Origin of the sequence: Corallococcus sp. CA054B, assembly GCF_003611625.1 — a bacterium.
Taxonomy (GTDB): domain Bacteria; phylum Myxococcota; class Myxococcia; order Myxococcales; family Myxococcaceae; genus Corallococcus; species Corallococcus coralloides.
The window spans coordinates 1-12,751 of record NZ_RAVY01000249.1 but is presented as its reverse complement, the minus strand read 5'-3'; the positions used below and the strand labels follow the sequence as shown (position 1 = coordinate 12,751).

At 71.5% G+C, this 12,751-nt stretch carries 10 protein-coding genes and 1 pseudogene; 6 read left to right on the top strand and 5 right to left on the bottom strand.

Features of this window, described 5'->3' with window-relative positions; genetic code table 11:
* Both D7V80_RS36760 and D7V80_RS36755 read left to right on the top strand, forming a co-directional pair.
* A pseudogene (locus D7V80_RS36760) lies at positions 1-615 on the top strand (hypothetical protein); the annotation flags it as partial.
* 22 nt (positions 616-637) lie between these two features.
* Entirely contained in the window at positions 638-1,822 is a 1,185-nt protein-coding gene (locus D7V80_RS36755; RefSeq protein WP_120592513.1) for a hypothetical protein, read from the top strand.
* Positions 1,823-1,901: 79 nt separating this feature from the next.
* Here the strand turns inward: D7V80_RS36755 and D7V80_RS36750 are convergent, their stop codons facing one another.
* The 3 genes from D7V80_RS36750 to D7V80_RS36740 form a co-directional block, all read right to left on the bottom strand.
* A complete protein-coding gene (locus D7V80_RS36750) occupies positions 1,902-2,708 on the bottom strand; it encodes a hypothetical protein (RefSeq protein WP_370452603.1) in 807 nt (268 codons plus the stop codon).
* A 158-nt stretch (positions 2,709-2,866) separates the two neighbouring features.
* On the bottom strand, positions 2,867-5,788 hold the full coding sequence (locus D7V80_RS43210) for a protein kinase (RefSeq protein WP_233585997.1): 2,922 nt from the start codon (positions 5,786-5,788) through the stop codon (positions 2,867-2,869).
* A gap of 213 nt (positions 5,789-6,001) precedes the next feature.
* Positions 6,002-7,075, bottom strand: a complete 1,074-nt coding sequence (locus D7V80_RS36740) for a hypothetical protein (RefSeq protein WP_120592512.1) — start codon at positions 7,073-7,075, stop codon at positions 6,002-6,004.
* Positions 7,076-7,236: 161 nt separating this feature from the next.
* Between D7V80_RS36740 and D7V80_RS36735 the strand changes: the two genes are divergently transcribed.
* From D7V80_RS36735 to D7V80_RS36725, 3 genes are read left to right on the top strand one after another with little or no spacing between them, the layout of a single operon-like run.
* Positions 7,237-8,055 (top strand): glycerophosphodiester phosphodiesterase, encoded by an 819-nt coding sequence (locus tag D7V80_RS36735; protein WP_120592511.1) that lies wholly within the window; start codon positions 7,237-7,239, stop codon positions 8,053-8,055.
* 13 nt (positions 8,056-8,068) lie between these two features.
* The gene (locus D7V80_RS36730) at positions 8,069-8,821 is read left to right on the top strand and encodes a deoxynucleoside kinase (RefSeq protein ID WP_120592510.1); all 753 of its coding nucleotides are present in this window, start codon (positions 8,069-8,071) and stop codon (positions 8,819-8,821) included.
* A 34-nt stretch (positions 8,822-8,855) separates the two neighbouring features.
* Positions 8,856-9,374, top strand: a complete 519-nt coding sequence (locus tag D7V80_RS36725) for an acyl-CoA thioesterase (RefSeq protein ID WP_120592509.1) — start codon at positions 8,856-8,858, stop codon at positions 9,372-9,374.
* A 71-nt stretch (positions 9,375-9,445) separates the two neighbouring features.
* Here the strand turns inward: D7V80_RS36725 and D7V80_RS36720 are convergent, their stop codons facing one another.
* The gene (locus D7V80_RS36720; RefSeq protein WP_014398246.1) at positions 9,446-9,829 is read right to left on the bottom strand and encodes an iron-sulfur cluster assembly accessory protein; all 384 of its coding nucleotides are present in this window, start codon (positions 9,827-9,829) and stop codon (positions 9,446-9,448) included.
* A 101-nt stretch (positions 9,830-9,930) separates the two neighbouring features.
* Between D7V80_RS36720 and D7V80_RS36715 the strand changes: the two genes are divergently transcribed.
* Positions 9,931-10,263, top strand: a complete 333-nt coding sequence (locus tag D7V80_RS36715) for a rhodanese-like domain-containing protein (RefSeq protein WP_120592508.1) — start codon at positions 9,931-9,933, stop codon at positions 10,261-10,263.
* Here the strand turns inward: D7V80_RS36715 and D7V80_RS36710 are convergent.
* On the bottom strand, positions 10,260-12,485 hold the full coding sequence (locus tag D7V80_RS36710) for a serine/threonine-protein kinase (RefSeq protein ID WP_120592507.1): 2,226 nt from the start codon (positions 12,483-12,485) through the stop codon (positions 10,260-10,262). The genes D7V80_RS36715 and D7V80_RS36710 overlap by 4 nt on opposite strands.
* Between the last annotated feature and the right edge of the window lie 266 nt (positions 12,486-12,751).

Sequence of the window (12,751 nt, the reverse complement as noted above, 5' to 3'; positions counted from 1 at the left end):
CTGTTGGGGCTGGGGGTGCTGGCGCTGGCGCTGTACTTCCTCTTGCCCTTCGACATCCGGGGCTACGTCTACTACCTCAACACGCGCTACGCGCACCTGGCCGCGGCGCTGCTGGTGGCGAGCATGCCGGCCGCGCGCGCGGACTGGCGGCGGCCGTTGGGGCTCGCGGCGGCGGCGGGCGCGCTGCTGCTGGCCTTCGTGATGGGGCGCGGCTTCCAGCGCTTCTCCCAGGAGGCCCGCGAGCTGGAGGCGCTGTCCGACCTGGCCGCGAACCGGCCGAAGGTGATGGGGCTGGTGTTCGACCCGCGCTCCAGCGTGGTGCGCTTCCCCGTCTTCATCCACGCCGCGGCGGTGGTGGCGCGCGAGCGCGGCGGGGTGCCCAACTTCACCTTCGCCACCACGCCCCACTCGCCGCTGCGCTACCGGGGCGAGGTGCCCCCCACCTTCCCTTCCGAGTGGCGGCCGCAGGAGATGAACTACGCGACGCAGGGCAGCTGGTACGACCACTTCCTGGTGCGCGGGGCGCATCCGTCGCGCGTCTTCGGCGCCCGGCTCCAGTCGGAACTGGTCATCGTGGGACAGAGCGGAGGGAGCTGGCTGGTGCGGCGGCGGTAGGGCGTGAAGTAGAAACCGGCGCATGAGCCCTGCCTCCACCGAGCCCCGTCCCCTGCTGGATGCGTTGCGCGCCGGCACGCCCCTGCCCGCCTACCCGGAGGCGGACGTCGCCCAGGCCCGGAAGCTCGCGGACGACGTGGGCTCCGCGTCCGTCCCGGCCGTGGAGGCCCTGCCCGAGGCCCTGGCGGGCGCGGTGCTGGAGGCCGCCGTGCTGGCGGGACAGGTGGCGCTGCCGGAGGCCCTGTCCGCTTCGTCGGTGAAGCCGCTGGCCAAGGCCGCGAAGAAGGCGCTCTACCGGCTGCGCTCGCGCGGCGTCACCCCTCCGGAAGAGCCCAAGGCGGCGCCCCCGGCTCCGGCCCCGGAGACGCTGCCCACGCTGGTGACGGTGGTGTCGTCGGCGGGGCAGTACGGCCTGCTGCTGACGCGCGTGGTGCGCGGCGGCGTGGAGCTGCTCCAGGTCATCGCGTCGGATGAGCAGGGCGTGCTGGAGCTCACCCGCACGGAGCAGAGCCGCGGGGACATCCGCCGCATCCTCAAGCACGGGCTGAAGAACGGCTTCGGCATGGAGGTCTCCCGCGAGGAGGGGGCCCGGCTGCTCGCCGAGGCCGCGGCCCTCAACCTGCGCACCCGCACGCCCTTCCCGCCGGACCTGGAGGCCGCGCTGCGCCACCACGGGGTCCAGCCCCAGGAGCCCGAGCCCCTCCCCACCCCCGAGCCCGACGACGTGCGCCGCGCCCTGGAGGGAGATCAGCTCCACGTGACGCCGGAGATCGCCGAGTGGGTGCCGCCCGACGCGGAGGTGCGGAGCCTGATGGAGCAGGTGCAGGCGCTGGCTTCCAGCCCGCTGGCGTTGAGCGGGCCCCAGCGCCAGCAACAGGTGCGGCAGAAGGTGTTGGACGCGGCCAAGGCCTTCTTCACCCCGGAGGTGCGCCAGCGCTACGCGCGCCGCCTGTGGCGCATGGCGGCCTTCTTCGACACGACCGCGCGGGCCCTCCAGGCGGACGTCGCGAGGGGCGAGGCGCGGCGCCTCTTCCACGGGCTCGACGAGCCCTTCTCGCTCTTCGCGGAGACGCTCTTCGCCAAGGTCGTGGTCCTGGCCGCGGCGGGTGCCCAGGCCCAGGCGGCGCAGGGCGCTCCGGCCCCCGAGGCGCCTCCTGCCGCCCCTACGGGCGAGCGGCGCAGCCCCGGCGGCCTCATCCTGCCCTGACGGTGCCCCTGAGCCGTCAGGAGGCGCCGTCAGGTGGGCCCGCGTCCCGGAGAACGCCCCGGGAGCGGGCCCGCTTGCGTCAGAGCGGCTCCGTGCGGGCGCACAGGAGCAGGTCCAGGTTCTCCCGCTCCCAGGCGAGCGCCCGCTGGTAGTCGTGGAAGCGCTTCTCGTGCTCCATCAGCTCCGGCGGGTGGATGCAGCGCCGGCCGTCCTCGCCCCGGCGGGCGCGGTAGACGTGGTGCAGCATCTCGTGGAAGACGATCCACTCCACGAAGTACCGGGGCACCAGCGGCTGATCCAACGCCGGGTGGATGCGGATGACCTTCGAGTCCGCCGAGTACGAGCCCATCTTGATGCTCTTGCGAGGCCCCTTCACCCGGGGCGCCGGCCCGTAGGTGATGGCCGCGTCGATGCGGCTCTGGAAGTAGCGCTCGTTGAGCCGCTCATAGATGCGGGCCAGGTCGTGGTAGCGCCCCACCGGGGACAGCCGCAGCCGCTTGCGCATCTGCGCCGGGGACAGCCGGCGGATGAAGATGCGGTTGCGCTCGATGTAGCGGTCCAGGAGCGCGCTGGCGTCCGGGTCCCCCTTGCGCACGAAGCTGGCGAGCGCCTGGAGCACGTCGTCCGGCGCCGCCAGGAACATGTGGTGCAGCCTCAGCCGCCACAGCGCCCGCTGGCGTTGGAACGTCAGCATCGTGTGGGTGTTGTCGTGGATCTCCACCGCCACCTTCCCCCGCAGCCTCGTGCGCAGCCGGCGCTCCAACACGCGCCGCCACACCTTCACCAGTCGGTTGGGCTCTGGGGCGACCGGGAGCTGCCGGGCCACCCTCCCCGCGGGGTAGGTCCTCTGTCGGTTGATGTTCTTCTGCTTCTTCGCGCGAGCCATAGAGGGGCCGGAGTCTACGGACCCCTCTGACATGTGTAAACGCGCCCGCTTGGTGGAAAGCCAAGGAATTCCAACGACTTAAGGGCACTCAAGCGTACCCGGTCCTACGTGTCCTCCGGGGGGTGCGGATGCCGCATACGCGTAAGTCGCCGTGCCAATTAGCGCCGCCTGCGGCATGGGACCCGGAGCGTCTGGAGTTCCCCGGTTACAGGTCGGACGTTGTAGGTCTCGATGCCCCGAGGTGCACGTCTTCCCGGGCAGGTGTACTGGACGCGGAGTGGGCCGGGAGCCAGGGCGACCACCTGGTTGATGGGCAGCTTTCCGCCCCCCGGCCGGCCGAGCACGGTGTGCACCGGGGCCTCGAAGCGGACCTCCACGGTGGCGGGGGGTGGGAGCTCGGCCGGGGCCGCTGTCGCTACGGCCAGCGGGGCCGCGGGTTCGGTGCCCGCCGCGGCCACCGCGAGTCCTGCGTCCGGCGGGCTCGCGGCGGTGTCCGCGAGGGCGGGTTCAACGGGCTGCCGCGCGGCGGTGTCCGCGAGGGCGGGTTCAGCGGACTTCGGCGGCGCGGCTTCGGCCGGAACTGGAGCGGGTGGCGTGGGCGCCTTCACGGGGGCCGTTCCCTGGGGACCGGGCCGCGCCGGGCCTCCCGTCGGAGGCCCCCTCATGGGCTCGGGGGGGGCCTGCGCTTCCGGACCGAAGAGGCCCATCATCCACGCGAGCCCCAGGCCCAGCACGGCCACGAGCACCACGCCCGCCACCACCACGATGGCGCGCGAGCGCCGGGCCGACCGGGAGGCGTCGAGCGTGTCGGGCCCCTCGTCGTCGTAGGCCTCGTCCACGTCTACGGGCGCGCGCACGGGCCGCCGGGGCGGCGGCCTTCGCGGCGCCTGGAACCCGATGGTGGACTCGTCGTCGTCCGGGTCTCCGGTCGTGACGGGCGTCGGGTCCGTGAGGCTCACCGCGGAGGGTCCCGGGTCGGTGTTGAAGCGCTCGTCGTCCTCGGGTGACGGCCGTGGCGGAGGGCGGACGTTGCGAGCCCCGGGGTTTCCGGACGGGGCCGAGCGGTTCGCGTCGCTGGACGCGGAGGCCCCCCGGCGCGGGCCTGGAGGCTGCGACCCCCGGCCGTCGTCGCCCATGCGGCGGGGGCCCGAGGACAACGGCTCGGAGCGGCCGTCGTCGCCAATGCGGCGGGGGCCCGAGGACAACGGCTCGGAGCGGCCATCATCGCCCATGCGGCGAGGCCCCGAGGACAACGGCTCGGAGCGGCCATCGTCGCCCATGCGGCGAGGGCCCGAGGACAACGGCTCGGAGCGGCCATCGTTGGAGGACGCCATGCCCGGCCGGCGCGGGCCAGGTGGCGGCGTCGTCGCACGTCCCTCCGGCGTGCGACGCGCGGTGGGCGCGAACGGATCATCCCCGGCACCCGCCCCGCGAGGCATGGCCACGCCGGACGACGGACGCCGCGCACGGTCTCCCCCACCCCGCTCTCCCGATCCGGAGCGCGCGGTGACCTCCGGAGCGCCGCGCCGCGCCGGTGCGGGCGTGGGCGCGACGGGCCGCGGACGGCGCGCGCGCAGCGGCACGGTGGAGTCGCCCTCGTCGTCCTCGTCCTGCGCCTCCTCCTCGTCCCAGGCTTCCGCCTCGAACACGGGCTCCAGGTGGCGGCGAGGCGAGGGAGCGCCGGGCATCGTCCCGACGGCGGTGGACTCGCCGTCATCATCATCGTCGTCGTGGCCCGAGGGCAGGTCGCGCGGCCGCGCCATCTGCGTCTCCGGCTCTCCTTCTTCCGCGTCCCAGGCGCGCAGCGCCGCGGCCTCCGCCGTGGGCCTGCGCGCGGGAGGCCGGGCCACCAGCCCCACGGGCGTCAGCGCCGAGGGCCCTCGCGGCTGCGACGCCGTCCCGCCCAGCGGCAGGGTGCGCGCGCCCGTGTCCTCGTCGAGCGGCGACGTGCGCGACGATGTGTCCTCCACGTCGGCCAGGGGCAGCGTGCGCGCGGCGGTGTCCTCCGCGTCCGCCAGGGGCAGCGTGCGCGCGGCGGTGTCCTCCGGCAGGTCCGGCACCGGGGGCGGCAGCGGCGTGCGCAGCGACGGCAGCGGAAGGGTGGCTTCGTGCCGGCCCGCGCGCTTCGCCGGGGGGATGTGGAGCACGGTGCGCTCCTCCTTCTCCCCCAGCAGCCGCGCGATGTACTGCGCCACGTCCAGGCTCTGCTTGAGCACGCCGGACGCGAGGAACGCCTGGAGGTCGTCGCGCACGTCGGAGGCCCGCTGGTAGCGCAGCGTGCGGTCCTTCACCAGGCACCGCATCACGATGCGCGACAGCGCCTCCGGGTAGTCCGGGCGCACCAGGTGCGGCGGCGTCGCCTCCTCGTAGCGGATGGCGTAGAGGATGCCTTCCGTGGTGGGGCGGTGGAAGGGCTGCTTGCCGGTGGTGATTTCGTAGAGCATCACCCCCAGCGCGTAGATGTCCGCCCGGTGGTCCAACCGCTCCTGGAGGATCTGCTCGGGGGAGAGGTAGAGGAACTTCCCCTTGATGACGCCCGGCTTGCTGCGCTCCATGAACGCGCCGGCCTTGGCGATGCCGAAGTCGACGAGCTTCACGCGCCCGTCGTAGGAGATCATCACGTTCTGCGGAGAGACGTCCCGGTGGATCAGCTCCAGCGGGCGCCCATCCACGCCGCGGCTGAAGTGCGCGTGGTCCAGGCCCGCGGCGATGGCCGCGCAGATCTTCGCCGCGACGCCGTACGGCATGGACGCGCCGAACTTGAACTCCTCCGCGAGCACGCGGCGCAGGTCCACGCCCTCCACGTACTCCATGCAGATGAAGATGTTGTCGCCCTCAATCCCCAGCTCGTGCACCTGCACGATGTTGGGGTGATGGAGCTGGGCGGCGATGCGCGCCTCGTCCAGGAACATCTGGACGAACTCCGGCTCCTCGGAGAGGTACGGGAGGATCCGCTTGATGACCACCAGCGTCGGATCCGGCGGCTTGTGCGCCAGGAAAAGCTCCGCCATCCCACCCAGCGCGAGGCGCTTGATGAGCAGGTATTTTCCGAACGGGGTGGCCGTCTGGGGCGAGCTCAAGGACGTGGAAGGTGCGGGCCGCGGGTGGAACTTTGAAGCGTGTCCGGAGCCTACCTGCATTCCCGCCCCGGGGGGAGCCGTCCGACCCGCCCGGCGCCGGACTCTAGGCAGGCCCCGCGGGCCACGCGAACTTTCGGGCCCCTGAAACACGACCGCCCCCCAGGGCATGGGGCCCTGGGAGGCGGACGGGGAAAGCGTCAGGCGGAAGGCGGATTACGGGAAGGCCACGCCGTCCACCTCGCCCGGCAGGTCTTCGCAGCCCTGCGGGATGATGGTGTAGGTGTAGCGCTTGTCGGTGATGCCCGGCACGCCGCTGTCCGAGCTGTTGTCACCGCAGCCCGTGATGTCGGAGCTGCCGTTCTCGCAGGGCGCGAAGGTGTAGGTGTCCCAGACGCCGGTGATGCCGTTGGGGAAGGTCACCGCGCCGCCATCCAGGGCCGCCTTCTGGAAGTCGCAGCGGGTGCCGCCGTCGCCGGACCGGTCACGCGTCTTGTCGTGGTAGACGAGGATGCCGCCGGTGACCTCGAAGCCGTAGTGGATGGTGCCCGCGTCCTCGTTGTCCAGGCGCATGAACTGGGTGGGCTGCGGGTTGGTCAGCGTGAGCGGACCCGCCAGGTGCACGCGCGTGCCCAGGTAGGCCGCGCTGTTCTGGGCCACCGCGAGCGACGCCTGCAGCTCCTCCACCGTCACCTCGTTGGCCGGCGGCCGTGCGTCGACGCCCGCGTCAACGACCTTGGGCGTGATGGCGAGCGGCACCGCGGGGGCGCCGTTGAACGCGCGCTGGTTGGCCAGGTGGTGGCGGCGGCCGCTGAACGGCTCGTAGTTCGGCTCCGTGCCGAAGACGCCCTCGATGTCCACCGTGTCGCCAATCTGCGGGCGATAGGATTCCGGCGTGTCCGTGTAGAACTTGTGGATGAAGAGGCCCTCCTTCGGAGAGGCCGGATCCGTCACCCAGAAGTATGAGCGCCAGGCGCCGTTACCCTGATCGCTGAGCTTCTCGTAGTGGATGCCCGAGACGACCACGTTGCGCAGCGTCGCCTTGGTGCTGAACGACAGCTTGCGCGTCGCGGCGATCTGGTTGGCGGTGGACCCCGCGTCGCCCGTGCCGGCATCCGTGCCCGCGTCGGTGCCCGCGTCAGTGCCCGCGTCGGTGCTGCAGACGCCCGTACAGCCGGCGTCGGGAGTGGGAGTGGGGTTGTCGTCGTCACGACCGCCACAGCCGGCCGCGGTGGCCATCGCCGCGGCAGCCAGGAGGGCCGCAGCGCCCAGCTTCGTGCGCAGTTCCATTTGAGATTCTCCGGGGGAGGTGAAGGGCGCCGAGGTGGTTGAAGTCCGACGCCGGTCGGGCTGAGGATTCAGGCCCTTATACCGGTGGCTCAGTAGGGCCGGCAAGGAACGGACCGAGGCCCTGTCCGTGACATCATCGTCAATTCAGGAATAGGTGGATCATGCTGCCGCGCGACACATTTCTTAATGGGCTCAAGCCCACGCTCCACATCGCGCACCGCGGCGGAGCGCTGCTCGCGCCGGAGAACACGCTGGAGGCCTTCCAGCGCGCCGTCCACACGCACCGCACGGACATGCTGGAACTGGACGTGCACCTGTCGCGCGATGGTGAAGTCATCGTCGCGCATGACGACACGCTGGAGCGCTGCACCGACGGGGAAGGTCCGCTCGCGGCGCTGACGCTGGCGGAGTTGCGCAAGCTGGACGCGGGCCACCGCTTCACGCCGGACGAGGGCCGCACCTTCCCCTTCCGAGGCCAGGGCGTGCGCCTGCCAACACTGCGCGAGGTGCTGCGCGCCTTCCCTGCCTTGCGCCTCAACGTGGAACTCAAGCCGGACGTGCCGGGCGCGGAAGCCGTGCTCGCCCGCCTGCTGACCGAGGAAGCGGCCCTGGGCCGCGTGTGCCTGGGCAGCGAGCAGGACGTCATCGCGGAGCGGCTCTACGAAGAGCTACCCGACGCGTGCCACTTCTACCCGCGCGACGCGCTGGCCGCGTTCGTCCTGGCGCTCAAGGCGGGCGAGACGCCTCCGGAGGACGCGCGCTACAGCGTGCTCGACATGCCGCTGTACTTCGGCGAGGTGCGGCTGGTGGACGACGTGCTGCTCAAGGCCGCGGCCGAGCGCGGCAAGTGGATCAACGTGTGGACGGTGGATGATCCGGCGGAGATGGACCGGCTGATCCAGGAGGGCATCGGCGGCATCATGACCGACCGGCCGGACCTGCTCCGCCAGCGAATGGACGCCCCTGGAAAGCCGGGTTAAGCCTTCGGACTCCATGCCCCGCTCCACCACCCGCGCGCGTCCGGCGACGTCCCGCACCGAGCCCTCGACCAAGGCGCCGCCCCCCGCCGACGCCGAAACGAAGCCGGCTCGCAACACCCTCAAGCTCAAGGTGAAGGTGCCGCGCGCCAAGCGCTTCGTGGCGCTCGCGGGCAACATCGGCGCGGGCAAGACGACGGCCGCGAAGCTCATCAGCCAGGGCTTCGGCTTCGAACTCTTCGACGAGCCCGTCATCGACAACCGCTTCCTGCGTGACTACTACGGCGACATGACGCGGTGGTCGTTCACGCTGCAGCTGGAGTTCCTCATCCGGCGCGTGGAGCACCACGAGCTCATCCACTCCGTCCGCAAGAGCTGCGTGCAGGACCGCACGCTCTACGAGGACCCGGAGATCTTCGCCAAGTACCTGCATGGCCTGGGGCACATGACGAACGCGGAGCTGGACCTGTACTACGAGTACTTCCAGCGGCTGTCGCGCCACATCGTGCGGCCGGACAAGGTCATCTGCTTCGACGTGCCGTCGGAGGAGGTGCTGCTCCAGCGCATCCGCACGCGCGGCCGCGCGGAGGAGAAGGGCATCGGGCGGCCCTTCCTCAAGGGCCTCAACGGCTACTACGCGGGCTTCCCCCAGGTGCTCCAGGAGAAGTACGGCGTGGAGTGCCTGGTGGTGGACGTCTCCAAGTCGGACATCCGCAAGGGCGCGGGCCGCGAGGAGTTCATGGACCGCGTCTCCGCATTCCTGGCCTGACAGCGCGCCGTTTCGTGCGACGCTCCGCGGCGCCATGCACGACCTCAGCCCCAAGAGCCCGCGCGACTCCGAAGTGGTGATGACGCAGCTCATCCTCCCTCCGGACGCCAACAACCTGAACGCCGCGTTCGGCGGGAAGGTGATGCAGTGGATCGACATCTGCGGCGCCGTGGCCGCCCAGCGCCACTGCCGCCAGGTCGTGGTGACGGCGTCCATGGACGACCTGTACTTCCACGCCCCCATCCGCGTGGGCTGGATTGCCCTGCTCCACTCGCGCGTGCTCGCGGCATTCCGCACCTCGCTGGAGGTGGGCGTCACCGTGCACGCGGAGAACCCGCTCACCGGTGAGCGGCACCTCACCACCAGCGCGCTGCTCACCTTCGTGGCGCAGGGCCAGGACGGCAAGGGCGTGCCCGTGCCGCCGCTGCTCCTGGAGTCGGACGCGGAGCGCCAGGCCTTCCAGGAGGCGGAGGCCCGCCGCGCCCAGCGCCGCAACCGAGGCCGGGGCGAGCAGAACTGGATGAAGGTGATGAAGCCCGTGGCCGGCGCCTGAACGCACGAAGGGCCGGGGGCACGCCTGCCTGGCGTCCCATCCCGGCCCTTCCTCCACCCTGAATCAGCGGATCAGGTGGTGAACGACGTCCCGCAGCCGCAGGACGACTTGGCGTTGGGGTTCTCGAACTTGAAGCCCGCGCCGGTGATGCTGGTGACGTAGTCGATGTGCGTGCCCGTGAGGTACTGGGCGCTCAGCGCGTCGGTGGCGATGGTGACGCCATCCTGCTCCCAGGTCTGGTCGCCGGCCTTCGTCTCCTTGACGAGGTTCAGGTCGTAGCCCAGGCCGCTGCAGCCGGAGGGCACCACGCGGATGGAGAAGAAGTAGCCCTGGAAGCCCTGGGCCTGGATGACCGTCTTCACCTGGGCGATGGCGGCGGCCGTCAGGACGACGGGCGCGGAGGCGGCGGGCTGGGAGGCCGGCGTGGAGCCGGTGACGGCGGTAGAAGTATCCATGTGCTTCAATCTCCTCGTAGACGGCGCCTCATAACGCCCTGGCGCCCGAAAAGCCAAGGGACCTGACGGGCCCCTTCCCGGCTCAACAGAAGATAACCCCCATGCCCATCCCTGAAATCACCCCCGCCGAGCTGGCCCGGCGCCTGGCCGGCCCTCCCGAGTCACGCCCCGTGCTGGTGGACGTGCGCTTCCCGCACGAGCACGAGTGGGTGGCCCTGCCCGGCTCGGTGCTGATGCCCCTGCCGGAGCTGGAGGACTTCCACGAGCAGCTGGAGTCCTTCCGGGGCCGCCCCGTGGTCGTCTACTGCCACCACGGGGTGCGCAGCCTGGACGGCGCCGCGTACCTCATCGACCGGGGCCTCCAGGCCGTGTCGCTCCAGGGCGGCATCGACCTGTACTCGCGCACCGTGGACCCTGCCCTGCCGCGCTACTAGAGCGCGGAGGCCAGGTCCAGCGGCAGGTCCGTCGTCTCGTCGGCCTTGATGGTGGCCTCGAAGGCGACGGGCTCCTTGAGCTGCTTGCCGCGCAGCTCCAGGCGCTGCTTGCCCTCCATCAGCTTGAGCGTGGTGCTGGCGCTGCCCATCATCTGGTTGTTCCGGTACACCGTCAGGCCCGAGGTCATCCCCTTGGGGGTGATCTTCAGCTTGAGGGTGCCCTCCTTGAAGCTGCGCTCGAAGGTCTTCAGCTCACCGGGCTGGCCGAACGCGAGCTCCTCCGAGTCCTCCAGGTAGATGCCCTGGGCGTCGTTCTCCAGGATGAGCGTGTCCTGCAGGTGGGCGCCCTGCACGCGCGTGAGCGGCGCGGTGCCCAGCATCGTCACCGGCTCCGGGCTGTTGCAGCGCTCCGTGTGCCGCACGGACACCTTCACCGGCTGGTTGGTGTTCACCGTGAGCCACACGCCCTGCGCATCCGCCGCCTTGGACGTAAGCGCCAGCATGATGGGCTCGCGGAAGAGCACGCCCATCGCGAGCAGGCCCACGACCAGGCCCACCGTCACCAGCGCGCGAACGCTGCCGCCCCTGGACCTCGCCGGCTCCGGGAGCGCGGGGGCGCTGGAGCGCGACGGACGGCGCTCGCCGGAGTCCTCGTCGTCCACCGGCGGGGCCGCCGGGCGCGTGCGCGGGGCGTCCACGCGGCTGGAGGTGCGGCGGCGCGGCGGCTCCACCGCGGACTGGCTGGTGCTGGTGCGGCGGCGCGGGGGCGGCGGCGCGGGCGCGGGCTCCGTCTCCGGATCATCCTCCGGGGGCGGCAGGCGCGTGCGCTCGTCGTCCTCCAGCTCCATGCGGTGCACGCCCGAGCGCGAACGCATGGGCGGCTCCGACACCGGCACCGCGCGCGACGCCGTGCGCCGGGGCGGTGGGACGTCGTCCAGGGACTGGCTGCGCAGGTCCGAGCGCGAGTTCGTGCGGGCGATCTGCGTCGCGTTGGGGTTGCTCGTGGACGTGCCGCGCCGGACCGCCGGCTCCGACACGCTGGAGCGGCGCCGGGGCTGCGGCTCCACGCCGGTGAGCGACGGCGCGTCGTATTCGTTCGGATCCTCCGCCAGCGCGGGCGACATGCCCGTGGAGCGGCGGGGCGCGACGCCCGTGCGGGTGGCGTTGCTGCGCGAGCGGTCGCGCGACTGCGAAGGCTCGCCCGGCGGGGCCTCCCAGCTCATGTCCGGGGGCGGCCGGGGCGGCGAGGTGTTGGAGTCCTCGCCCACGGGCACGAACTGGCCCTGCCGGAGCTCCTCCTCCAGACGCTCCGCGAAGAGCGTCTTCATCAGCTCCGAAATCTGGCCGGAGGTGACGAGCCAGCGCTCGTTGACGAGCAGCTCCTCCAGCGCCGTCTGGAACTCGCGCGCGTTGTCGTAGCGGTCATCCGCGCTCTTGGCCAGGGCGCGCATCACCACGTGGTCCATGTCCCGGGGCACGTCGGCCACCTCGGACGGGGACGGGATGGCGCACTCCATGGCCGCCTGCAGCGTGGCCAGCTCCGAGTCCTTCTTGAGCGGCCGGTGCCCGGTGAGCATCTCGTACAGCACCAGGCCGATGGCGAAGATGTCCGCGCGCCGGTCCAGGTGCTTGCCCGCGGCCTGCTCGGGCGCCATGTACGCGAACTTGCCCTTGATGGCGCCGGACTTCGTCATCGAGGCCTGATCCGCGGCCTTGGCGATGCCGAAGTCCACCAGCTTCACCGAACCATCGAAGCTGATCAGGATGTTCTGCGGACTGATGTCGCGGTGCACCACGTTGAGCGGCTGGCCGCGGTCGTCGTTGCGGCTGTGCGCGTAGTAGAGGCCCTCGCACGCGGACGCGACGATGCGGATGGCCAGCGGACGGGCGATCCACTGGTTCATCCCGCTGGCCTTGCGCATGACCCGGCCCAGGTCCTCGCCGTGGATGAACTCCATGGCGATGTAATAGGTGCCGTTGGCCTCGCCGAACTCGTAGACCTGCGCGATGTTCGGATGGTTGAAGCGCGCGGCGATCAGCGCCTCGTTCTTGAACATCTCCACGAACTCGCGGTCCTCCGCGAGGTGCGGGAGGATGCGCTTGACGACGAGTTCCTTCTGGAAGCCCTCGATTCCGGTCTGACGCGCAAGCCAGACCTCGGCCATGCCGCCCGTGGCGAGCTTCTTGAGGAGCTGGTATTTCCCGAATGCTTGAGGGTTCATCCCGGGTTACTCCCCGGGGGGAGCGGGCTCAGTGAAGGGTGACAGGGCAGCGCATCTTAGGGGACAGCGGTCCATGAGGCAAAGCCACACGACCTCCTTGCTGGGGTGGGTCGTCATGACCTGCCTGCTGGCCCTGCATGCCGACGCGGCCCCCGCGTCGGATCAGATCAAGGTCGAGCGCAAGGGAGAGCTGCTCTCCCTGTCCTGGCGGGACGCGGAGGACCAGCTCCACGGCGTCCTCACCCCCGCCGTCCCCCGCCCCGGCG